This window comes from Crocosphaera sp. XPORK-15E (assembly GCF_034931425.1).
Classification (GTDB): domain Bacteria; phylum Cyanobacteriota; class Cyanobacteriia; order Cyanobacteriales; family Microcystaceae; genus UHCC-0190.
The window spans coordinates 60627-83884 of sequence record NZ_JAYGHQ010000067.1 but is presented as its reverse complement, the minus strand read 5'-3'; the positions used below and the strand labels follow the sequence as shown (position 1 = coordinate 83884).

Annotated in this window: 25 protein-coding genes; 17 read left to right on the top strand and 8 right to left on the bottom strand. The window is 39.7% G+C overall.

Going from position 1 to position 23258, the window contains the following annotated elements; all coding sequences use genetic code 11:
* Nucleotides 1-66: 66 nt before the first annotated feature.
* A complete protein-coding gene (locus tag VB691_RS24810) occupies nucleotides 67-1071 on the bottom strand; it encodes a sensor histidine kinase (RefSeq protein WP_323294200.1) in 1005 nt (334 codons plus the stop codon).
* 416 nt (nucleotides 1072-1487) lie between these two features.
* On the opposite strand from VB691_RS24810, the gene VB691_RS24805 reads away from it, so the two are divergent.
* Nucleotides 1488-2969 (top strand): pentapeptide repeat-containing protein, encoded by a 1482-nt coding sequence (locus tag VB691_RS24805; RefSeq protein WP_323294199.1) that lies wholly within the window; start codon nucleotides 1488-1490, stop codon nucleotides 2967-2969.
* A 104-nt stretch (nucleotides 2970-3073) separates the two neighbouring features.
* On the opposite strand, the gene VB691_RS24800 is transcribed toward VB691_RS24805, so the two are convergent.
* Entirely contained in the window at nucleotides 3074-3406 is a 333-nt protein-coding gene (locus VB691_RS24800) for a P-II family nitrogen regulator (protein ID WP_323294198.1), read from the bottom strand.
* Nucleotides 3407-3512: 106 nt separating this feature from the next.
* Complete coding sequence (locus VB691_RS24795; RefSeq protein WP_323294197.1) at nucleotides 3513-4598, bottom strand: sodium-dependent bicarbonate transport family permease; 1086 nt, start codon at nucleotides 4596-4598, stop codon at nucleotides 3513-3515.
* A gap of 587 nt (nucleotides 4599-5185) precedes the next feature.
* Between VB691_RS24795 and VB691_RS24790 the strand changes: the two genes are divergently transcribed.
* From VB691_RS24790 to VB691_RS24715, 16 genes are all read left to right on the top strand, one after another.
* Nucleotides 5186-6949 (top strand): SulP family inorganic anion transporter, encoded by a 1764-nt coding sequence (locus tag VB691_RS24790; RefSeq protein ID WP_323294196.1) that lies wholly within the window; start codon nucleotides 5186-5188, stop codon nucleotides 6947-6949.
* A 153-nt stretch (nucleotides 6950-7102) separates the two neighbouring features.
* Nucleotides 7103-8497 (top strand): cation:proton antiporter, encoded by a 1395-nt coding sequence (locus VB691_RS24785; protein WP_323294195.1) that lies wholly within the window; start codon nucleotides 7103-7105, stop codon nucleotides 8495-8497.
* 132 nt (nucleotides 8498-8629) lie between these two features.
* Nucleotides 8630-9067 carry a phosphate-starvation-inducible PsiE family protein gene (locus VB691_RS24780; protein ID WP_323294194.1) on the top strand — a complete coding sequence of 146 codons (438 nt, stop codon included), beginning with the start codon at nucleotides 8630-8632 and terminating at the stop codon, nucleotides 9065-9067.
* Between the two features lie 134 nt (nucleotides 9068-9201).
* On the top strand, nucleotides 9202-9537 hold the full coding sequence (locus tag VB691_RS24775) for a cation:proton antiporter subunit C (protein ID WP_323294193.1): 336 nt from the start codon (nucleotides 9202-9204) through the stop codon (nucleotides 9535-9537).
* Entirely contained in the window at nucleotides 9534-10970 is a 1437-nt protein-coding gene (locus VB691_RS24770; RefSeq protein ID WP_323294192.1) for a cation:proton antiporter, read from the top strand. Before VB691_RS24775 ends, VB691_RS24770 begins: the two co-directional genes overlap by 4 nt.
* Nucleotides 10967-11356: a cation:proton antiporter gene (locus VB691_RS24765; RefSeq protein WP_323294191.1), complete on the top strand. Its 390-nt coding sequence runs from the start codon at nucleotides 10967-10969 to the stop codon at nucleotides 11354-11356. The genes VB691_RS24770 and VB691_RS24765 overlap by 4 nt, the downstream gene beginning before the upstream one ends.
* Nucleotides 11353-11604: a hypothetical protein gene (locus VB691_RS24760; protein ID WP_323294190.1), complete on the top strand. Its 252-nt coding sequence runs from the start codon at nucleotides 11353-11355 to the stop codon at nucleotides 11602-11604. The genes VB691_RS24765 and VB691_RS24760 overlap by 4 nt, the downstream gene beginning before the upstream one ends.
* Nucleotides 11601-11879 carry a monovalent cation/H(+) antiporter subunit G gene (locus VB691_RS24755; RefSeq protein ID WP_323294189.1) on the top strand — a complete coding sequence of 93 codons (279 nt, stop codon included), beginning with the start codon at nucleotides 11601-11603 and terminating at the stop codon, nucleotides 11877-11879. Before VB691_RS24760 ends, VB691_RS24755 begins: the two co-directional genes overlap by 4 nt.
* Nucleotides 11872-12420, top strand: coding sequence for a DUF4040 domain-containing protein (locus VB691_RS24750; protein WP_323294188.1), 549 nt, complete (start codon nucleotides 11872-11874; stop codon nucleotides 12418-12420). The genes VB691_RS24755 and VB691_RS24750 overlap by 8 nt, the downstream gene beginning before the upstream one ends.
* A complete protein-coding gene (locus tag VB691_RS24745; RefSeq protein WP_323294187.1) occupies nucleotides 12417-13079 on the top strand; it encodes a Na(+)/H(+) antiporter subunit B in 663 nt (220 codons plus the stop codon). Before VB691_RS24750 ends, VB691_RS24745 begins: the two co-directional genes overlap by 4 nt.
* Nucleotides 13080-13378: 299 nt before the next feature.
* The gene (locus VB691_RS24740) at nucleotides 13379-14416 is read left to right on the top strand and encodes an ABC transporter ATP-binding protein (protein WP_323294186.1); all 1038 of its coding nucleotides are present in this window, start codon (nucleotides 13379-13381) and stop codon (nucleotides 14414-14416) included.
* Nucleotides 14403-15188 carry an ABC transporter permease gene (locus VB691_RS24735; protein WP_323294185.1) on the top strand — a complete coding sequence of 262 codons (786 nt, stop codon included), beginning with the start codon at nucleotides 14403-14405 and terminating at the stop codon, nucleotides 15186-15188. The genes VB691_RS24740 and VB691_RS24735 overlap by 14 nt, the downstream gene beginning before the upstream one ends.
* Before the next feature lie 45 nt (nucleotides 15189-15233).
* Complete coding sequence (locus VB691_RS24730) at nucleotides 15234-16961, top strand: GldG family protein (RefSeq protein ID WP_323294184.1); 1728 nt, start codon at nucleotides 15234-15236, stop codon at nucleotides 16959-16961.
* A gap of 32 nt (nucleotides 16962-16993) precedes the next feature.
* Entirely contained in the window at nucleotides 16994-17635 is a 642-nt protein-coding gene (locus VB691_RS24725; protein WP_323294183.1) for a DUF4340 domain-containing protein, read from the top strand.
* 461 nt (nucleotides 17636-18096) lie between these two features.
* Complete coding sequence (locus VB691_RS24720; RefSeq protein WP_323294182.1) at nucleotides 18097-19464, top strand: NAD-dependent succinate-semialdehyde dehydrogenase; 1368 nt, start codon at nucleotides 18097-18099, stop codon at nucleotides 19462-19464.
* Between the two features lie 148 nt (nucleotides 19465-19612).
* Nucleotides 19613-21265, top strand: coding sequence for an acetolactate synthase large subunit (locus VB691_RS24715; RefSeq protein WP_323294181.1), 1653 nt, complete (start codon nucleotides 19613-19615; stop codon nucleotides 21263-21265).
* 53 nt (nucleotides 21266-21318) lie between these two features.
* Here VB691_RS24715 and VB691_RS24710 read toward each other — a convergent pair whose 3' ends face one another.
* The 5 genes from VB691_RS24710 to VB691_RS24695 all read right to left on the bottom strand — a co-directional run bounded on the left by VB691_RS24710 (nucleotide 21319) and on the right by VB691_RS24695 (nucleotide 23234).
* A complete protein-coding gene (locus tag VB691_RS24710; protein WP_323294180.1) occupies nucleotides 21319-21876 on the bottom strand; it encodes a Uma2 family endonuclease in 558 nt (185 codons plus the stop codon).
* 202 nt (nucleotides 21877-22078) lie between these two features.
* Nucleotides 22079-22327: a hypothetical protein gene (locus VB691_RS24705; RefSeq protein WP_323294179.1), complete on the bottom strand. Its 249-nt coding sequence runs from the start codon at nucleotides 22325-22327 to the stop codon at nucleotides 22079-22081.
* Nucleotides 22299-22367: a DUF6972 family protein gene (locus VB691_RS25925; protein WP_416245536.1), complete on the bottom strand. Its 69-nt coding sequence runs from the start codon at nucleotides 22365-22367 to the stop codon at nucleotides 22299-22301. The genes VB691_RS24705 and VB691_RS25925 overlap by 29 nt, the downstream gene beginning before the upstream one ends.
* Nucleotides 22368-22531: 164 nt before the next feature.
* Complete coding sequence (locus VB691_RS24700; RefSeq protein WP_323294178.1) at nucleotides 22532-22954, bottom strand: DUF29 domain-containing protein; 423 nt, start codon at nucleotides 22952-22954, stop codon at nucleotides 22532-22534.
* 118 nt (nucleotides 22955-23072) lie between these two features.
* Entirely contained in the window at nucleotides 23073-23234 is a 162-nt protein-coding gene (locus tag VB691_RS24695) for a hypothetical protein (protein WP_323294177.1), read from the bottom strand.
* Between the last annotated feature and the right edge of the window lie 24 nt (nucleotides 23235-23258).

Sequence of the window (23258 nt, the reverse complement as noted above, 5' to 3'; positions counted from 1 at the left end):
TTTATTCATCTATTATAGCGTTTACATCTGTATGTAAGATTGTTATAGTTGATTTAACTAAATAGTTCAAACAACTGGTAACACAACGATAAAAGTAGAACCCTGTTTTAGCTGACTAGCCACAGAAACCTGACCTTGATGCAATCTAACACTTTTTTCCACAATGGTTAATCCTAAACCATCTCCAGACCATTGACGAGCATTAGTCGCAGAATAACAGGGCTGAAAAACCTGTTCTAATTCATCTGGAGGAATACCAATTCCCTCATCTATCACTGTAAAAATTCCCTTCTGTTCTTCTACATTTAGATCAAGAGTAATGATACTTTCAGGATTAGAATATTGTAAGGCATTTGAGAGTAAATTTTTGAGAATATTTTGTACTAACTTTTCATCTATCAAGGTACTGACACTGAGATCATAATGAGGTAAAACAGGTTCTTCAAAAAGTGAAAGAATAATCCTTCGGTTAGGATAATGAAGGTTAAAATCATTAATTAAATTGCGACAAATATTGATAATATCTAAAGAAGTTCGATTTAGAGAATATTTTTGTCTGCTTAAACTATTTATCAGTTGCAGTTTTTCTGAAAGGGACTTAATTGGAATGAGATCAGTATTACAATTAGTAGAAATCGTCTTTAAAGAATTATCTAATCTCTCAGTCAGTCGAAATAATATCTCAGAATCAAACCAAGAATCAGGTATTTCCTCAGATTTTATTGTTTTTATGGTATTAGCTGTTTTGCGTAAATTATTATTATTATTGCCCGTCTTAATTGTTGTTCTTCTTAACTTCCCCTGTTTTAAATCTTGGTGATAGGATTCTAAAATTGCCCGCACTGTTCTTTTAGTCACTTTTTCTCCCAAAATTTGCGATAATTCTGTCCAAAATGCTGAGCCTACCATCTTGATATTAGAAACTGAACAATAACAAATTTCTGCTAGTTCTTCATAAGATTGATTTAACCAAACGCTTCGTAATAAATTGATTTGAATGCAACTTAGATGTTGATTATTTTTTTGAAAAACAAGCTTATCTACTAGATTAATGGCAACTTCTATATCCATACCATACTACCATTTAAAATTTTAGATACCCCAACCTCTTTTAATACTTGTCTCCTAGAACAAGAGAAAGTGAGAAGTGAGTAAGTTTTAATCTTATCACCAATCGGGATCATACTTTTTAGACTTTCTATACTTTAAAGGCAAGTCTTCTCTTAAAATCAATACTTTTTGGGCGGAAATATCCATATTTATCGTGATATGTTTTCAGTGTGAACAAAACAACGGACGCGGAGAGAAGATAAGACTTTCGATCTGAAAGCACATCTCGGTGAAAAGTCAACCCCATTCAGCGACCACTCTAAGCAAGTGGCGTGGCGAGGAATCACCGCCCTTTTAGGGCGCGTGAGGATGTCAACCTTCTTCTGCCTCGGAGCAATGCTTTACAACACATTTAGTTTTTTTCAGTATTAACCATCATGCTCAATTCTTTTAACAATCTCAATTCACGGAAGATAGGGACTATTTCAGCGATTACTGTCCTTTTAGGATTTGCGGGTTCAGCCCAAGTACAAGCCTTTAATGAAAATGACCTGCAAACGTTTTTAACTACTGGTTCCTGTTCAGGATGTGACCTTTCTGGGGCTGATTTTTCCGGTCGTGAATTTTCTGGAAATTTTGTTTTTGATTCTGACTTTACAGGGGCTAATTTCTCGGACGTTATAGATGATTTTCCCATCTATATAAACTCCAATTTTACCAACGCTAACTTCACTAACGCCCAGTCCACTGGACTGTTTGCACAATCGACCTTCATCAATACAAATTTCACTGATTCAATTATGATTGGTGATTTTAGTAATACTAATTTTTCTAACAATACCCTTACGAATGCAGTATTTAACGGTCCTACTTTTAATGGATCTAATGTTGATATTATTTCCGTTCTAACTGATCCAACTGCACTCTTTATTAGCCCTATCTTTGACAACATTAATGAGAATTTTTTCCTAAACAATGATCTGACAGGAGCGAAGCTAGTCGAGATGGACTTCTCTGGGTTTAACCTTCCTGGTTATGACTTCACAGGGATTAACTTAGCTGGTTCCAACTTCGTAGGTGCTAATCTAGCTGGAGCGAATTTTTCCGATGCTTCTTTTGCTGTCTTCAATCGCGCCGAAGTCATTGATCTGGGCTTGGCTATAATCAATGGTGCTACCTTTGATCGAGCTAATCTTTCTGGCGCTAACCTTTCTAATAATGGTGTACTAGGTGGGGTGCGTTACATTCTAGCGGATCTCTCTGGAGCCAACTTTGCTAATTCTAATGTCAACTTTAGTAATTTTTCTCGTGCCAATCTTACCAATGCCAACTTTTCTAATACAGTTGCTAGAAACACTGCCTATGTTGGCAGTAACCTGACTAATGCCAATTTTTCTGGATCTGACCTACTGTTAGCTGTGATTTCTGATAGTAACTTCAATGGAACTAACTTTTCTAATGCGATAATTGACTACGCCCGTATTGATAATGCAACTTTGGAAGTAGGTATTGTTATTGACCCACTGAGTATAAATAGTCTTTTCACGACTAACGCAAACGAACCGACTCCTCCTGATTTTACCAATACTAGTTTAATCTCTGTTGAAGTGATAAACAGTAATATTCCTGGAAGTAATTTTTCTGGAGCTAATCTGGGAGACAGTTCGTTTACCGATACGGATCTCACTGATTCCAATTTTGCCGGAGCAAATTTAATGGGTGGGAATTTCGTCAATGTTAATCTACTCAATGCCAATATTAACCAAAATCAACTCGGTTCTTTGAACGGTTTTTCTGGTACTTTACCCGATGGAACCGTTGTATCTGATTCTACCTCTGTCCCCGAACCTTCCACAACATTAGGTTTGTTGGCGATCGCTGGTTTAGGTGGTTTGGCTTCCCGCAGAAAAAAATCCTAAGAATTATAACCTCAAAAATAGACTTTGCCAATAAGTTCAATTTACAAAAGACCCGAAAAAGCAGGGGACATGACCCAGGCTTTTTCGGTCTGCGTCGTCTCGATTCAACAGCCGTCTGGCCCACAGAAACTGTGTCCGTACAGTACCTCCGCGTCACAGATATAGGCGATGCCCGCATAATCGTTGAAAAACTTCACTGCGATCTCGTCCGCAATATTCTCGGCCATATCCCGATTTTCGGTGAGTACCTCGAACTTTATATTCGACTCGATGTCAGAAACGGTGGGTTGTCCTGACGAGCGGACATTGCGACTGCCTTTACCGCCAGTCTCCAACACCGTATAACCGGTCGCCCCTGCTTCATCGATGATCTTGGCGATCTTTTTCAGCAGAATCTTTTCCGTAACGATAACGAGCTTATTGGCTGGCTTGGCCATTTTGGTTACCTCCTTACATGGGTGTATCGTAAAGTTTCAATACACATATTACTCTACTTGATCTGTCGATGCTCTCTTGGCCCAGCAGACCGCGAGATGTTTGGGATCAGCCGCCCAGCGCCTGGGCGAGCCCAGTGAAGAGCGGTATGCACAAGGCAATCGCAACCGGCGTGCCAACGGCTGTAGACGCGCCGATGTAGGCGGAGGGATTGGCCGACGGGATACCGGCCCGTAACGTGGGCGGCCCTGAGATGTCTGAACTTGAGGCAGCGATGACGGCCAGGATCACGACTCCGCCAAGGCTGAATCCCGTGGCGTAGTGGGCAATCATGCCGAGACCGAAGGCGATAAATCCATGTAGCAGAGGTGCCACGAAGGCATATACGGCGTACCACTGGGCCACCTTGCGTAGCTCACCGAGCCTTGCCCATGCCTCCATACCCATGATCAACATCAGTACCGAAAGCAGGCCTCGGAAGAGAGGCTCGTAGAAGGTTTTATAGACACTTTCCGGCTGGGTTAGCAGGCCTAAAGCGAGGCCGAGTAGCAGTGCTGATAGGGCTGATCCCTGGAGGCTTTCCTTTATAATGGGCCATATCTCGACCTGGTTACCTCCGGTACCGCGCTGCTTGCTGAGATACTCTTGCCTGGTGGTGGGATACTCTGGATTGTTGGGGGACTCTTCCTTGCTGAGATAGTTGTCGGACTTCTTGTTGAGATAAATACTGGCCACGACGATCGCAGTCACGAGGGCTGGAATGTCCATGAAGGGATAGAGGGCTGCGGCCCAGGGCTCGTATACAACTCCTTGCTCGTCTAGGAGCGTTAGGGCGGCGGCCATGGTAGAGCCACTTACAGCCCCAAATAAGCCCGAAGTCGCAAGGGCATCCACGACTTTGATCTTCGGCAGCTTTGCCAAAGTATAGCGACCGATGAACACGATAAGGATACCTATTAGAACGGCGAACAACGCGGGCAGCAGCATCTCCACCAGATTAGAGTCGCGGATCGCCTGTCCACCAGTCAGGCCGACTTTCATGAGCAGCATGAAGACGATGAACTGATAAACCGCATCTGGAATTGTTAGTTCGCTACCGAGGGCGGCAATAACAATGCCACCAATCAGAAAGCCGAGTGTCGGGGACTGCAACTGCGCCCCGAATTTTGTCAAGAAATCAGATAAGAAATCCAATTTGTAATTACTCCTTAAATCAGATATTAGGGGTCAGGACGGCAGGCAAGCGGGGACTCGAATACTAGGTGGCTGGCTCTACGCATCCGGGTGAGTGGCGATTCATGTTCGGGAATAAGTTGCGTTCGACAGAAGGTGATGCCCACCTGTCTCAAAGTGAGCGATCGCCTATCTTGCTCGATCAAATTAGACAATTCATCGATTTTTCCCGATGCAACTTACTTTTTCCATTTAAGTAATTCTATAGTAAAACCTTAAGGAAGTATTCATTTAGCAAAAACAACTTTCAAATCATATCAATAAGCTTTGCTTATGCTTTATCTTTGTACTATATAGCGAACAATTCAACAGACAATCAAACCTTTAAGTTAATATAAGAAAAAATTAATATAGAAGGGGTTGACGAATACCTATCGCTGGTTGTATGCTCACTATAGGAATTAGACTATGCTTTTAAAAAAAATAATAGAAGTTAGTCTATAAAATGACGACTTAAATGTGTCATCTCTATGGATGACATAGTTTAAAGGGGATAACCCAGACAGAAACAATCAAACCCAAGTTAGAACTCACTAACATATTAGATCATGCAGATAACCAATCGTATTCACTTTAGAAATGTCAGGGGCGACATTTTTGGTGGGATCACCGCCACCGTTATCGCCCTACCCATGGCCCTCGCCTTCGGGGTTGCCTCTGGTGCTGGCCCTGCGGCCGGTTTATGGGGTGCAGTTTTAGTCGGTTTCTTTGCTGCCCTGTTTGGGGGAACACCCACCCTGATCTCTGAACCGACGGGGCCCATGACGGTTGTGATGACTGCCATTGTCACAAAAATGACGGCGGATAACCCTGAAAATGGCTTAGCCATGGCCTTTACCGTGGTGATGTTAGCGGGTATCTTTCAAATCATCTTCGGGTTCCTGAAACTCGGTAAATATATTACCTTGATGCCCTATACCGTTATTTCTGGCTTTATGTCAGGAATTGGGCTAATTCTAGTAATTCTGCAATTTGGCCCCTTACTGGGGGCAAGCAACCCCAAAGGTGGAGTGGTTGCAGCTTTGAAAAATGCCCCCGATGTGTTAACTCAGATTAGTAGTCACATGGGAGAAGTAACATTAGGGCTGTTAACTGTGGCGGTTTTATTCTTGATGCCGGCCCAACTCAAGAAATATGTACCCCCTCAATTAGTAGCCTTAATTGGTTGTACTGTGTTATCGTTGGTCTTCTTTTCTGGTGGTGGCATCAAAACCATTCCTGAATTCAGCACCGGACTTCCTACTTTAGTAATGCCCACTTTTACCCTAGAGCAAGTCAATACCATGATTGTTGATGGCTTAGTGTTAGGGATGTTAGGGTGTATTGATGCTCTGTTAACGGCTGTAATTGCCGATAGTTTAACCCAAACTCAACATAACTCCGATAAAGAATTAATTGGTCAAGGACTTGGTAACTTAGTCTCTGGTTTATGTGGGGGTTTACCTGGTGCGGGTGCCACCATGGGAACCGTTGTTAATATTCAAGCTGGGGGAACTACTGCCCTATCTGGTTTAACCCGTGCCTTTATTTTGTTAATTGTTGTCTTGTGGGCTGCCCCTTTAACCCAAAGTATTCCCTTAGCAGTATTAGCGGGTATTGCCTTTAAGGTAGGTATTGATATTATTGACTGGAAATTCCTCAAACGCGCCCATAATCTATCCTGGAAAGCCGCAGCCATCATGTATGGGGTGATGTTGCTCACCGTCTTCTATGATTTAATTATCGCGGTTGGTATTGGGATTTTTGTTGCTAACATTTTAACTATTCAACGTTTGGCTGATATTCAAGCAGATCGGGTTAAAGCTGTTGATAGTCATGATGATGATGCTTTGGCGACTCAAGAAGCAAGACACTTAATGAGAGAAGCTAATGGACGTATTTTACTCTTAGATTTAGCTGGCCCCATGAGTTTCGGTGCTGCTAAGGCTATTACTCAGCGTCAAAGCATTGTCGAAAACTATGAGATGCTGATTATTGATTTAACCCATGTACCTTTGTTGGGGGTAACTGCTACCTTAGCCATTGAAAAAATGGTAGAAGATGCTTACGCGAAGAACTTAAAAGTGTTCATCGTCGGTGGAGAAGGTAAAGTTAAGGAACGCTTGAGAAAGTTCGATATCTTAGATCGAGTGCCTCAACAAAACCGTGTACAAACTCGCGTCGCTGCCTTACAATTAGCCGTTGCTCAACTTAAAGGATATACTTTAGAACAGATTCAACAAGAGATGGGGATGGATAGTTCTTACGTCTCTACAGCTAATGATACTGACGCAACTAATCAGACATCTTCTAGCGATCGCAATCTTAAATAAGTTCTGTGGGGCTGGTTTATGTATGAAAATCATCAAGTTTTGTCAAAAACCTACCCCTACGACTTCTGACTTACTTCGACATTGCGGCAATTTAGCCTGTCGAAATTCAATACGAGTCTGACTTCCCCTATATTGTCCACATAATTAAACACAATGATGCTAGGTTCACCATTGACACAATTTTTGTATTCGTTTCCCCTACTTGCAACAGAAACCACTGCTGAGAATGGCCCAATGATTTTGGCAGGGGTTTTACTCAGTTTAGTCATTGTTTATTTAGCCAGTAAATTAGGGGGAGAATTATCAAGATCCCTCAATTTACCCCCCGTTTTAGGGGAATTAGTTGGTGGTGTCCTTGTCGGTGCTTCAGCCTTTCATTTATTAGTATTCCCTGAAAGTGGGGCAACAGCAACTGATTCCGTTTTAATGAGTTTTTTACAATTAGTTGCTGGTTTAACCCCTGATGCTGTGGTGGAAGTGTTTAACAGCCAAAGCGAAGTCGTCTCCGTTTTAGCGGAATTAGGGGTGATTATCCTTCTCTTTGAAATTGGCTTAGAATCGGATTTGAAGGAGTTGCAACGGGTAGGCTATCAAGCGGCGATCGTTGCTGTTGTTGGGGTAGCGGCCCCCTTTGCAGCAGGAACCGCCGGACTGATGTTATTATTTGGTATTCCAGCAATTCCCGCGATTTTTGCTGGTGCTGCATTAACTGCTACCAGTATCGGCATTACCTCAAAAGTTCTCTCGGAATTAGGCCATCTTAAGTCCAAAGAGGGTCAAATTATTGTCGGTGCTGCCGTTATTGACGATGTTTTAGGAATTATTGTCTTAGCTGTTGTTGCTAGTTTAGCGAAAACGGGAACCGTTGATGTGCTGAATGTGGTCTATTTAATTATTAGTGCCACAGCATTTTTATTGGGGTCAATTTTCCTAGGAAATTTCTTCAATAAGTCTTTTGTCGCTATTTCTGATCGCCTACAAACTCGCGGTAAATTAGTGATTCCTGCTTTGATTTTTGCTTTCTTAATGGCTTTTTTAGCGAATGTAATTCATCTGGAAGCAATTTTAGGAGCCTTTGCCGCAGGGTTAGTCTTAGATGAAACGGATAAACGCAAAGAATTGGATCAACAAATAATTCCCATTGCTGATATTTTAGTTCCCATTTTCTTTGTGAGTGTAGGGGCAAAAGTTGATCTAGGGGTTTTGAATCCTATTGTGCCTGAAAATCGTGAAGGTTTAATCATTGCTACCTTTTTAATGGTTGTGGCAATTTTCGGTAAAGTAATTACTGGATGGGTAGTCACAGGACAAGAAAAAATTAACCGTTTAGCCATTGGTTTTGGCATGATTCCTAGGGGTGAAGTTGGCTTAGTTTTTGCTGGTATTGGTTCCGCAAGTGGTGTCTTAAGTCCTGCGTTAGATGCGGCGATCATTGTGATGGTAATTCTTACAACATTTATGGCTCCACCTTTGTTAAGATTTGCCTTTAAGGAATCCGGTGAAGCAGAAACAGTCACACCTACAAAGGAAGTTGATTTAGTCAAGTAATTGCCTTCAACAATGGATAATTATCCATTATCCATTGATAAAGAGCCAGGAAAAATACAGATAATAATTAATAATTTTTCCTGGTTGTATTCTATAATAATGGTAAGGTTTTTATGATTAAATTTATGACTTATGAAAAGAATGTTTAAAGATGAAAATTTTCTAAGATTTATTCATTTAGTTGAAAACATTGTTTCTAAAATATTATCTATTGCTCTAATTGTTGTGATTGGGGTTTCTATTTTTGATTTAATGATTGTTCTTTGTAAAGATTTATTTACCACAGAACCATTTGGCTTTTTTGATAAAACCCTTTTAGAGCTTTTTGGACTTTTCTTAAATATATTAATTGCCTTAGAATTGTTAGAAAATATTACAGCTTATCTCAGAAAACATATTGTTCAAGTTGAATTAGTAGTCGTAACTGCTTTAATTGCAGTAGCCAGAAAAATTATTATTTTTGATCCAGCTAAATATGAAAAATCTGATATTATTGCCCTAGCAGTAGCCGCTTTAGCTTTGGCAATCAGTTATTTATTAATCAGACTAAGTAATCGTATTTTTCCCTAAATTATCCTAGATTGATAGAGTTTTATCAACCTAAACCATTATCTTTTTCAATGTATATTTTTAACTTAAATAAATTATAATTAAAAGTATATTAATATCAAATTAAAATACAAATAAACCTCACCCAAAACACCGTGTTAGAAGCCTTCATATTTGCCACCATATTAATTGGATTTTTTGGGATCATCTTTAAACAGAATCTTGTCATGAAGATCATCTCAATGGATGTGATGAGTACCGGAGTAATTGCCTATTATGTATTAGTTGCTTCAAAAAATGGCTTATTTACTCCCATTCTTGGTAATAAAGAAAATATTAATTATGCAGATCCTGTACCCCAAGCAGTCATTTTAACAGCCATTGTTATTGGCTTTTCTATTCAAGCCTTAATGTTAGTAGGAGTCATGAAATTAGCTAAAAATAATCCTACCTTAGAAAGCAGTGAAATCGAGAAAAATAATACACCATGAACACCCTAACCATTACCTGGATAGCTATCCCCTTATTTATCGGTTTTACTATCTATCTACTTCCTAAAATTGACCGCTATCTTGCTTTAGGAGTAGCCATAGTTTCGGGTGGATATGCCTTACAAATATTTAGTCATACTTCACCCTTAAACTTAAATTTATTAGATAATTTTGCAGTAATTTTAGTTGTCGATCACCTGAGTGGCTTTTTCATTTTAACCAATGCCATTGTCACAGCAGCAGTCATTCTTTACTGTTGGAATCTAGAAAAAACCGCCTTTTTTTATACTCAACTAATCATCTTACATGGCAGTGTTAACTCAGCCTTTATTTGTGCTGATTTTATCAGTTTATATGTTGCCTTAGAAGTGATTGGAATTGCAGCTTTTCTGCTTATTGCCTATCCTCGCAGCGATCGCTCAATTTGGGTAGCCCTGCGTTATCTTTTTGTCAGTAACACCGCCATGTTGTTTTATCTGGTGGGGGCCATTTTAGTCTATCAAGCCCATCATTCCTTTAGTTTTGCGGGACTAAAAGGCTCACCCCCAGAAGCGATCGCCCTCATTTTTTTAGGACTCCTAACCAAAGGCGGAATTTTCGTTTCAGGGTTATGGCTACCCTTAACCCATTCTGAATCAGAAACCCCCGTTTCCGCCATATTATCAGGAGTTGTGGTCAAAGCAGGGGTATTTCCCCTAGTGCGTTGTGCCTTAATGATCCCAGAAATAGACCCGATCATTCGTCTTTTTGGCATGGGGACAGCCCTTTTGGGGGTTGGTTATGCCGTCTTTGAAAAAGATAGTAAACGGATGTTAGCCTTTCACACCGTTTCCCAGTTAGGTTTTATCCTCGCTGCGCCAGAAGTGGGGGGCTTTTATGCCTTAACTCACGGGTTAGTCAAATCAGCCTTATTCCTCATTGCCGGGGTGTTACCCAGTCGCAACTTAAAGGAACTTAAACATCAACCTATTTATACCCCAATTTGGATCGCTCTGGTTATAGCAAGCTTCTCCATTTCTGGTTTTCCCTTATTATCGGGTTTTGGGGCCAAAATATTGACCATGAAAAATATTTTATCTTGGCAAGCGATCGGTATGAATTTAGCAGCTTTTGGAACAGCCATCTCCTTTGCTAAATTCATTTTTTTACCCCATGATCTGCAAACGGGACAAGGAAAGGTTAAACCAGGATTTTGGCCAGCTATGGCCTTGCTTTTGGGAGGGTTAATAGTAGCCAATGTAGTCTATTCTCAAGCGTATACTGTTGCTAATACCATTAAACCCCTGGCTACAATTTTCCTAGGATGGCTGGCTTATTTTCTGATTTTTCAACGTTCTATCATCAAGTTTCCCCGTGCGATCGAACAATTTGAGCATCTGATCGGAGGTATGAGTTTAATGTTAATCCTAATCTTTTGGATGGTGTTCCCATGATTGGCTATTTAGATTTAATTTTACGACTAACTATCTGGTTTTTGTTAACCTCCGATCTCAGTTTAGCCAATATTATTATTGGGGTCAGTATCGCCTTGCTCTTGCCCCGTAAACTTACTTCTCCAGGGCTTTTAAAAGATTGGTTTCGGGCCATAATTGAAGTCTTGATCGCTATTCCTCAAGCCTATTTTGAAGCCTTTGAAATCATGTTTCGTCCCCATACCGAAGAAGGGGTGACAATGGAACGAGTTAAACCCCAACGAACCTCTGGACTGATTTTTTTAGACATTTTTTTAATTACCTTTACCCCGAAAACTATTGTCTTAAAATATCACCAAAAAGGTTGGTATGAAGTCCATCGCATTCTACCGAGGAAAAAGCAATGAACTGGATATTAATGACCATGATTTTTGCCTTACTTATCCCTATATATGAAGCTTGTCAAGATAAAGATATTTGGCAAAAAATGTTAGCCTTTGCCAGCATTGCGACTAAAACATCGGTGATGATTTTGGTTATTTCTGTCCTACGAGATGATTGGATGATCGGTGTTGTCGGGGTGATAATTCTTAGTGTGGGTAATGCCTCCTTAATGTTATTAGCTCAGATTTTAAAACGGATGAGGAGTATATGATTAATCTTGTAAGTTATGCTTTAATTGGTTTAGGAATCGTCTTCTGGTTTTGGGGAACTTGGCCTCTGATCGGCGATCGCTCAGTTTTGTATAAACTTCATAGTCTTTCTGTGGCCGATACCTTGGGATCAATGAGTATTATGGTGGGATTACTTTTTAAAATACCAAGTGAGTGGCCTTTACTAATATTAGCCCTTATTTCCTTAGCCATTTGGAATACAGTATTAGGGTATGTTTTAGCTTATTGTTCTAGTAGTGAGGGAGATCATGAATGATAGTTATGTTTATGTTATAACCGCCCTTTTGCCCTTATCAGCTTGTTTAGTTATCTTACAAGTTAATCCTTATCATGCTTTAGTTATTAGGGGCATTTTAGGCGCAATAGCAGCCTTAATTTATGCTATGTTTGGAGCAGCAGATGTCGCTTTAACAGAAGCTTTAGTCGGGACAATGTTAGCTATTACTCTCTATGGTGTGGCTGTGCGTTCATCTATGGTTATGCGTCTGGGAATGGTGGAAAATGAGGCAACAGAAACCCCTCAAAAGCAACTCATCAACAGTTTGAGAAGCATCTTAGATAAACATCACCTACGTCTAGAATTAGTTCCCTATGAAGCTCAACAAGACTTAGACCAAGCATTACTTAAAAAAGAAGTTCATGGTATCTGTCAGCTAAACTTAGAAGGCGATCGCAACATCACAGAACAACCCTATCACACCGTTACCAGGGTTCAACGTCTCTATGACATCATTAAACCGGAACTATCGTCAGTGACTCATTTTACCCCCTCAGATACTAAGGAGAAACAGCAATGAAATGGGTTTATCTTGTGGCTGGAATCGCCCTTTATGTCAAAATGCTGGTAATTCCTAATCCTGTAGCGGAATTACTTGATTTCTCCATTGTAGAGACTATAGTGCAAGATAGTGGGGTTCCCAATGCGGTATCAGGGATTATTTTCAGAAATCGCCTCTATGACACAATTTTCGAGGTAGTTGTGTTTACTATTGCCATTATGGGGGCCCGTTTTTTGTTGGCCAATGAACAACCCTTAACCCTCATTCATCAATTTAATGACCAACCATCGATTGTTTTAGCACGGTTAGGGGCAACTATTGCCGCATTAGTTAGTATTGAATTGGCTATTCGGGGCCATCTTACTCCTGGTGGGGGGTTTGCAGCAGGAGTGGCCGGAGGAACTGCGATCGGACTAATCGCTATTACCTCACCTTCGGAGTGGATGCAAAGAATTTATCAACGTTGGCACGCGGCTACCTGGGAGAAGGTTTCAGTGCTGATTTTTATTGTTCTGGCAGCGATTACCTTGACGGGATTAGAACTACCCCAAGGAGAATTAGGTACATTGTTTAGTGGTGGGGTCATACCTTTATTAAACATCTTAGTTGCCATCAAAGTTGCCCTGGGATCTTGGGCGGTTATTTTAATTTTTATTCGTTATCGGGGATTATTGTAATTTGAATTGTAGTAAAATCGAGGACTATCTTTAGCACTAAGGTATTATGTAGGGGTCAACGGCCGTTGACCCCTACGAATTTTTAATTTTAAGATGACCATTATTATTCCCATTCCTGAGATACAACTGACTCCAGGTAGCACTGTTACTATTCCTATTAAAACTCAATTAAACCCTTAATCAAGAATCGAAACTTTTGACCAAAATAATCAGTCCTAAAGCAAAGCAATCAAAAAATACCTAAAAAATTGTAATAATTAAGGCATAATTGATCCTCAGTGTCTATCAATTCATTATTTATGATTGAAGTCGAACACCTCAGTAAAATTTACGGTGCAACTGCTGCCATTCAAGATGTAGATTTTTCCGTTGAAAGTGGAGAAATTCTCGGATTTTTGGGGCCCAATGGTGCAGGAAAAACCACCACCATGCGAATTTTAAGCGGCTATATCCCTGCCACCACCGGAACCGCTAAAATAGCAGGGTATGATGTCCATGAACAGTCGATGGAAGTGCGACGACGTATCGGGTATCTTCCTGAAACGCCCCCTTTGTATCCTGATATGACCGTAGAAGGGTTTTTGCTGTTTGTGGCACGCATTAAAGGGGTGGTGGCCGGCGATCGCGTTTCTAGGGTAAACTGGGCGATGGAACGCTGTCAGTTAGGAGATAAGCGTAAAGTCTTAATTCGCAAGCTTTCTAAGGGGTATAAACAACGGGTAGGCATTGCTCAAGCCATTGTTCATGATCCCCCTGCGATTATTTTAGATGAACCCACTGTCGGACTTGACCCGAAACAAATCATTGAAGTTCGCAATCTAATTAAGAGTTTAGCAGGGGAACATACCATCATTTTATCGACTCATATTTTGCCAGAAGTAAGTATGACTTGCGATCGCGTTACTATTATTAATCGGGGTAAAGTTATTGCCACAGATACCCCTGATAATTTAATGTCTCATCTAACAGCAAGGGGAGGATATGAATTAGAGATTGAGGGGGATATATCACATCTTGAACCGAGGTTAAACGAAATGTCTGGTATTGCCAAGATTGAGATTAATTCTGATCTCAAAGATAATGAGGAGCAACGCCATTTTATTAACTTAACTACGGACTCAGATCGAGAAATTGGCAAAGACATTGCTGCTTTAATTATTAGTCAGGGTTTGGGACTGTATGAAATGCGGCGAACCCGTGCCTCCTTAGAGGATGTTTTCTTAGAATTAATTACGGAAGAATCAAGTATTGAAACTCAAGAAACACCTGTTGAAACTTCTGACAATTTTGACATTGAAAACCCTGTTGTAATTAATGACTCTGATGATACTAACTAATTTAACTGCTATCTTTCGCAAAGAATTTCAAGGCTATTTTACGTCACCGTTTGCTTATATTATTGCTGCTGTTTTTTGGTTACTCTCTGGCTTCTTTTTTGGGGCCATTCTCGATCAACTTTTGCAAACCCTGTCCTTTTTAGAACAAAGTGGACAATTACCGCAGTCGGTGGATGTTCCTAGTCAATTTTTAGAGGAGTTTTTTGGGGTTCTAACTTCCTTATTATTGGTGTTATTACCTGCTTTATCAATGGGACTCTATTCTGAGGAAAAGAAGCGCGGAACCCTCGAATTATTAGCTACTTCTCCTGTAACAAATTGGGTAGTTGCATTAGGTAAATTATTGGGAGTAGTTGCTTTTTTTGTGGTTTTAATGATTCCAATCTGGATTTATGAAATTATTATCTTCAGTAATACAAGTCCTCCCGTTAACTTACAAGTCATTTTATTAGCTCATGGTTCTTTAATTCTCATTGCTACAGCTATTCTTTCTCTGGGAATGTTTATTTCTTCCTTAACAGATAGTGGGATTTTAGCTTATATTTTAACCTTTGTCTTAGTTCTATTTTTGTGGATTATGGATGCGATCGCCAATAATGTAAAAGAACCTTTTGGCACCATTCTATCACATATTTCTCTATTTGATCGTTATACTGACTTAGTTAAAGGGGTTTTAGATATCAGTAGTTTAGTCTTGTTTGCAAGTTATATATTTTTGGGGATTTTCTTAACAGCACAGTCAATTGAAGCGTTTCGCTTTCAACGTTCTTAATTTATCAAAATATACCAAAGTAAATCAATTATTGAGGGAATTAACATGAAGAAATTGCCAGATTATCGAAAAATATTAAAGTATCTTTTTGTTCCTGGTTTAATCTTAACCGTTGCTGGTTTAGTAGCAGGTTTTACTAGCAAAACCTGGGAACCATTATATTTGGGTTTAGTGATTATTGGGGGTGTTTGTTTAGTCATTTGGCTATTATTTATTTTAATCACTGGTCAAAGTTTTTGGCAAAAACGTTCAACACAAGCGGGAACAAATGCTTTAATTTCTACTCTCTCTTTATTGATGATTTTAGGGCTAATTAATTTTATTGCTATTCGCTATTTTCCCCGTATTGATTTAACGGATAATCAACTTTATACCCTATCCGCAGAAACTCAATCAATTGTTAAAAATCTGCAACAACCTATCAAAGTTCTTATTTTTGATAAAGAAACAAATCCCCAGGATAAGGACTTATTAGAAAACTATAAACGCTATAATAATAAGTTTGAATTTGAAATTGTTGATCCCGATGTAAAAGTTGGACTAACTAAGGAATTCAATGTTAAATCATTGGGAGATGTTTACTTAAAATATGGGGATAAAAAACAACTGGTTCAAACTTTAATTGCTTTTAATAACCGAGAAGCTTTATCAGAAATTAAACTTACCAATGCCATTGAAAAAATCAAAAAAGATTATATCCCGACCATTTATTTACTACAAGGCCATGGAGAATATTCCTTAGAAAAAGAAAATGCTGAACAAGGAAGTCTTTCTGAGGCAGTTAGTAGCTTAGAAAACAAAGGATATAATGTTAAACCCTTGAATTTAGTGGAGAGTTTTGGTATTCCCACTGATGCAGATGTGATTATTATTGCCAGTCCTAAACGTAAATTATTTGACCAAGAAGTTCAAGCATTAAAAACCTATTCAGAAGAAGGCGGCAATATATTATTATTGCTTGATCCTAACACAGATCCAGGATTAGAACCCCTATTTAAAGACTGGGGCATTAAATTAGATAATCGTATTATTATTGATGGCTCAGGGGCCGGAGATGTGGTGGGTTTGGGGCCAACAACTCCTTTTATTACTACTTATGGTAATCATCCTATTACTAAAGAATTTGCTAACGGAATTTCTTTTTATCCTTTCTCTCGTCCTATTGATACAGTTGAGATGAAAGGGGTGGAGGCAACTTCTCTTATTGTTAGTAGTGACAAAATGTGGGCGGAAAATGATTTAGAATCTGGAGAGGTAACATTTGACCCCAAAACGGATATTTCTGGCCCATTTGACTTAGGTGTTGCTTTAACCCGTAAAATTAATCCAACGGAGAAAAATAATGATTCCAATGGTAACAAAGTAGAAGAAAAGAACGAAACCACAAACTCATCTCCTTCTCCTTCTCCTTCCCCTAATAATGATGCTAATGGTAACAAAGTAGAAGAAAAGAAAGAACCCACAAACTCATCCCCTTCTCCTAATAAAGCAAAAGCCAAAAAAACTGAATCACGTTTAATTGTCATTGGGAATTCAACATTTGCTACCAATAATTTATTTGGTCAACAATTAAATGGAGATGTCTTTTTAAATTCAGTGCAATGGTTAGGAAGTCAAGACGAGCAACCCTTATCTATTCGTCCAAAAGAAGCTAAAAATAGACGTATTAATTTGTCTTCTTTGCAAGTTAATTTATTAGCGTTACTCGCGTTAGTTGTCTTTCCTTTATCTGGTTTAGTTGCTGCTGTAATAACTTGGTGGCGTAGACGATAAAAAAATTAGTGTAAATATCAATGAGGTGAATAATGAAACTACAAAAAACAACTTGGGGATTTTTAATTGCCGCTATCTTATTAGCAACAATTGTCTATGTTTATGAATCACAAATTAATCCTAAACAAGAAGAAATCAAGTCTCAGACTAAAAAACTATTTGATTTTCAAGAAAAAGAAATTAAACTATTAACTATTGAAACTCAATCACAAACCATGAAATTTGAGAAGACTGAAGATAATAATCAACCTTGGAAAATGACCAAACCTAAAGAGAAAATAGCCAATGATGCCGTTGTTTCTTTTTTAACTAATTTATTGGTAAGTAGCGACATAAATAGAACTTTTACCATTGACAATAATCAGAAAGCAGAATATGGCTTAGATAAACCTTTAGCCACCATAACAGTTGTATTAGAAAACAAGAAAAGCCATCAAATCATTATCGGAAATCCAGATTTTCAGGGAGAATTATTATATGCACAAGTTGATCCCAATACTCAACCTGAAGGTAAAATTACCATCGGTTTAGTGCCAAAAAGTTTTCAATATGCCTTAGAAAGAACACCCGAAGAATGGATATTATTAGAGCCTAAAACCGATGAATCTCAAACTAAAACCAATCAAGACCCTAAACCGACTCAGGAACCCAAGTCATCGACAACTCAGCCATAATGTAGGGGGAAACAACGCAAAAATAAGGGTTTTGCCCCTCACAGAGCCTTTTTAGTCAGAAGTATTCCCCCACCCTATCACATAAAATGTTATCATGAAAATAGCAAAAATGCAATTATCTGGCAAATTTGTTGAAAATCAGGAAATTGACCTATTTGTTAAGGAATGTAAAGCAGGGGTTAGACTTGAATATAATTGATACAATAAGCATATTTATATAATTGTATCTTATATAAAGAGAAAGTCTTGAGGTGATTTAATTGAGTCTTCATTATTTTCTTTCCTGAGTTAAGCTGTAATGTATCAAAATGTTAAAATTGTAGTCTGTCTCCTCTCTAGAGAGTGAAGCTAGAGATAGATCTTAAAAATTCCCAAAAAAGACCCCATCCGTTAGATAAGCAAGGGCAGACTAAGGAAGGGCCAAATATCATCGTAAACAGTCAGGGAATTAGGAGGAACGAATGGGTATCGCTACAGTTAACCCAGCAACGGGAGAAACGCTAAAAAGCTTTGAACCCCTCAGTGCTGAGGAGATCGAAGTCAAACTCGCTTTAGGTTCGGCAACCTTTAAACAGTATCGCAAGATTCCCCTAGAACAACGGAGTCAATGGTTAAAGGCAGCAGCAGACATTTTAGAGAGAGATCAGCGCAAATTTGGGGAAATAATGACCCTAGAAATGGGAAAACCCATTAAAAGTGCCATCGCTGAAGTCAACAAATGCGCCTTAGTGTGTCGTTACTACGCTGACCATGCCGCTGACTTTCTCAAAGATGTTCCCGTTACCACCGACGGCAGTCGTAGCTTCATCCGTTATCAACCCATGGGGATAATTCTAGCGGTCATGCCTTGGAATTACCCATTTTGGCAGGTGTTTCGCTTTGCGGCCCCTGCTTTGATGGCAGGTAATGTAGGCATTCTCAAACACGCCTCTAACGTCCCCCAAAGTGCCTTAGCCATTGAAGCCATTCTCACAGAAGCAGGTTTTCCCGCAGGGGCCTTCCAAACATTGCTAATTGGGGCATCTCAAGTAGAGTCTATCATGAAAGATGATCGGGTAAAAGCCGCTACCTTAACAGGAAGTGAACCCGCAGGGGCCAGTTTAGCTGCGACGGCTGGTAAACAGATTAAGAAAACTGTTTTAGAATTAGGGGGAAGCGACCCCTTTATCGTCTTAGAAAGTGCTGATATTGAAGCTGCTGCCACCACAGCAGTTACTGCAAGGCTACTCAATAATGGACAATCTTGTATTGCGGCCAAACGCTTCATCTTAGTCGAGTCCGTAGCCGATCGCTTTGAGCAATTATTAGTGGAAAAATTCCAAGCCTTAAAAATTGGTGATCCGATGCTAGAAGACACAGACATTGGCCCCTTAGCCACTCCGTCGATGTTATTGGAAATTAGCCAACAAGTTCAAGAAACGGTGACAAAAGGAGGGAAAATTTTAACAGGGGGCCAAGTGATCAGCGATCGCCCTGGTAACTTCTATCCCCCTACCATATTAACCGATATTCCCGTAGATTCCCCTGGTTACAGCGATGAATTCTTCGGCCCCGTTGCTTTACTCTTTCGGGTAAAAGATCTCGACGAAGCCATCGAATTAGCCAATAGTACCATCTTTGGATTAGGGGCCAGTGGTTGGACAACAGATACGGCCCAACAAGAACGCTTAATTGAGGAAATTGAGGCCGGATGTGTCTTTATTAATGGCATGGTCAAATCTGACCCCCGTCTACCTTTCGGGGGAATCAAGCGATCGGGATATGGACGGGAATTAAGCATTCAAGGAATGCAAGAATTCCTCAACGTTAAAACGGTGTGGATTAAGTGAATAATCTGATCCGATTAAATCGTTTTTGTCAAGGATCTTTCGTTAAATTAGATTAATCATCCATCAGAAAACTCCCGAAGAATTCGATCAATGAGGATCATTTTTTCGGGAGTCCTTATCAACCAAACAGCACAAGGGGACAAGCATCATGGGGGAACTCACAACCGCTGAATTATTAGTTCAGTGTCTAGAAAACGAGGGAGTAGAGTACATTTTTGGATTGCCTGGTGAAGAAAATTTACACGTTCTTGAAGCTTTAAAGCATTCTTCCATCAAATTTATCACCACCCGTCACGAACAAGGGGCCGCTTTTATGGCCGATGTTTACGGACGACTGACGGGAAAGGCCGGAGTTTGTCTCTCCACCTTGGGGCCAGGGGCTACCAACTTGATGACAGGGGTGGCTGATGCTAATCTAGATGGTGCGCCTTTGGTGGCTATTACGGGACAGGTGGGAACCGATCGAATGCACATTGAATCCCATCAATATCTCGATTTGGTGGCTATGTTTGCCCCTGTCACCAAATGGAATAAGCAAATTGTGCGGCCTAGTATTACCCCAGAAGTCACCCGTAAAGCCTTTAAAGTGGCCGAAAGTGAGAAACCTGGGGCAGTTCATATTGATTTGCCGGAAAATATTGCCGCCATGCCTGTAGTTGGCCACCCCTTACAACGGGACGCGCAAGAAAAAACCTATGCCTCCTATCGCAGTTTAAATGCGGCAGCTATGGCTATTTCTAAGGCGAAAAACCCCTTAATTTTAGTCGGGAATGGGACAATTCGGGCCAAGGCCAGTGAAGCTTTAACGGAGTTTGTCACTAGCTTAAATATTCCCGTTGCTAATACCTTTATGGGCAAAGGGGCCGTTCCTTATACTCATCCTTTGTCCCTCTGGACAGTTGGCCTGCAACAACGAGACTTAATTACCTGTGCCTTTGAACAAAGTGATTTAGTGATTGCGGTGGGATATGATTTGATTGAATATTCCCCCAAAAAATGGAATCCTGAAGGCACAACCCCGATTATTCATATTGGCATGGCCCCGGCAGAAATTGACAGCAGTTATATTCCTTTAGTGGAAGTCGTGGGGGATATTTCTGACTCCTTGATCGATATTTTAAAACGGGCCGATCGTCAAGGAAAGTCTACCTCCATTGCCACAGGGTTACGCACAGATTTGGTGACGGAATATGAAAAATATGCTAATGATGATGGGTTTCCGGTTAAACCGCAAAAGATTATCTACGATCTGCGTCAGGTAATGGGGCCTGAAGATATCGTTATTTCTGATGTGGGGGCCCATAAAATGTGGATGGCCCGTCATTATCATTCTGATTGTCCTAATACCTGTATTATTTCTAATGGGTTTGCAGCCATGGGTATTGCTATTCCTGGGGCGATCGCAGCTAAATTTGTGGCCCCAGATAAGAAGGTGGTAGCGGTGACGGGGGACGGCGGTTTTATGATGAACTGTCAAGAGTTAGAAACGGCTTTGCGGGTGGGAACGCCTTTTGTTACCCTGATTTTCAATGACAGTGGTTATGGCTTAATTGAATGGAAACAAATTAATCAATTTGGTGAGTCTGCTTTCATTAAATTTACTAATCCTGATTTTGTTAAGTTTGCCGAAAGTATGGGATTAAAAGGCTATCGTGTTGAGTCAGCAGCAGATTTAATTCCTACTTTGAAAACAGCTTTAGCACAGGATGTTCCAGCAGTGATTGATTGTCCGGTTGATTATGGAGAAAATATCCGTTTCTCTCAAAAAGCGGGCGATTTAAGTTGTCAGGTTTGGGAATAAATTGCTCCTAATATTAACTGTAGGGTGGGCATTGCCCACCTTTTTTATTAAACCTAAAGTAAAATTTTTAACGCTAATGTAAACCCAGGAACAACATTTTCCCCATTCAAAATTGCATCAGGGGGATAACTCGTAATCGAACCATCTTGACGATAAACTAAGGCTTGACGGTTATGGCGATCAATTAACCAACCTAAACTCACTCCATTATCACGATATTCTTCCATCTTCGCTTTTAGAACATCTAAATTATCAGTTTTTGACCTAATTTCTATGACAAAATCTGGGGCTAAATTGAAAAATTCATCCTCCCCTTCATCCCATCCTAAAGGTAAGCGATCTTTGCTCACAAAAGCAACATCAGGGGAACGAATTGCACCATTAGGTAATTTAAACCCTCCACTGGAACTAAACACCTCTCCTAAGTCATTTTCTTGTACCCAGATAGATACATAAGTGATCGCCTTAGCTTCTCTATTACTTGATATTTTTCCTGTGGGTGCCATTGTTACTAAAGTTCCATCTGCGTTGCGTTCAAATCTCAATTCTGGGTTTTGAGAACTGAGTTTCATTAATTCTTGATCACTGATAGTTGAAGTGGTTTGTATCATATATTTTCTTGGCAACCCAGTAATGGGGGTACGTTTAATTTTAACTTTGATACTACCACTGAGGCGTTTTTGGTAGGGGGAGACTCATCTTCTTCGGCTGGACAAGAGTGGGGAGTTGATAGTTCAACCGTCGGATTTGCATCAGGTAGTGCTGGTCAACTTATATCGCAGGGTGGTTCCTTAATTCTTGCTTCTTTCCTTCCTATGCAACTTTTTCAATTGAAATTCTTCCCTCAACCCTCTCATATTCATCTTCTAACAACCACAGTTTTGCTTCTTCATAACTAGAACAAGCATGAACAAGATGATAATTGTCTTTAGGATCATAAATAGCAAAATTACCTTGATCATCTCCTAATAACATCAAAACATAAGGAGGTATAGCTGTAGAATCAATCCAAACTTCAGTTAAGATCCAATTATTAACTAGGTCGAGTTCGGGGGATAACATGATACTTGTCTTTGGTTACTTTTATTTCTCCATAATACAAAGGAATTTGAGTTCTATCAATACTAAGTCTATAAACAGTTGTCCATTTTCTGTTAGAGTGGTTTCGAGTTTATGCGTATTCATAACAGGTTTTCTTTTAACTAAAAAATATCCTATAATTAATTTAACTTGTATTTATAATTATATCATAGTCATAATCTGATACTATTCTCCTGGAAACCAATCATCTTGAATTTGTTCAGTAGAATAAGTACAATAATCAGGAAAATTCCAATCAGATATTCCCGTTTCATTAGCAGCATCTGCCCTAGCATCTTCATAAACTTTTGATAAATCTTTCCAATATCGTTTTAAACTTGGGGTATCTCTTAAATATCGTTTCAGATGATTTCTTTCTCTTTTAATGGTAATTTCCCAAGAAGTAGACCGTTTTTCTGGTTGATACTCCCACTTTAATAAATGTTGAATAATTAAGCGAATAGAGGACAAAAATCTGTCTCGTTCCCGTTTACCCAAGTCTTCAATCTCTTCTAATATATTGACCCAATCTACTTCAGTATATCGTTGTTCTTTAATTAAGGATATTTGTTGGTCAACCCATTTTATTATGTCAGTTTCGTACAGCATTTCTCAGTATTTGTAGAGCTTTTTTACTTCATGTTAGCTTAATTTTGTATAAAATTGTGTTTTTAACTGTAGGGACATAATACTATGATCCAATTATTAACTAGGGAAAGCTAAATTGTCACCCTTCAAGTCCCAGACCTTGGAAAGAGTAGGGGGAGGTTCTCGGTTTGAAAGCCCCTCCCCTCAACGCTTGAACAGGTGCCGAGTTCATCTGACGGGCGACATTTTCCATTTGTTCCCAACTTTCTACCGCGCAGTAAAGCCTTATTCTAGGGGTCAACGGCCATTGACCCCTACTTGACTG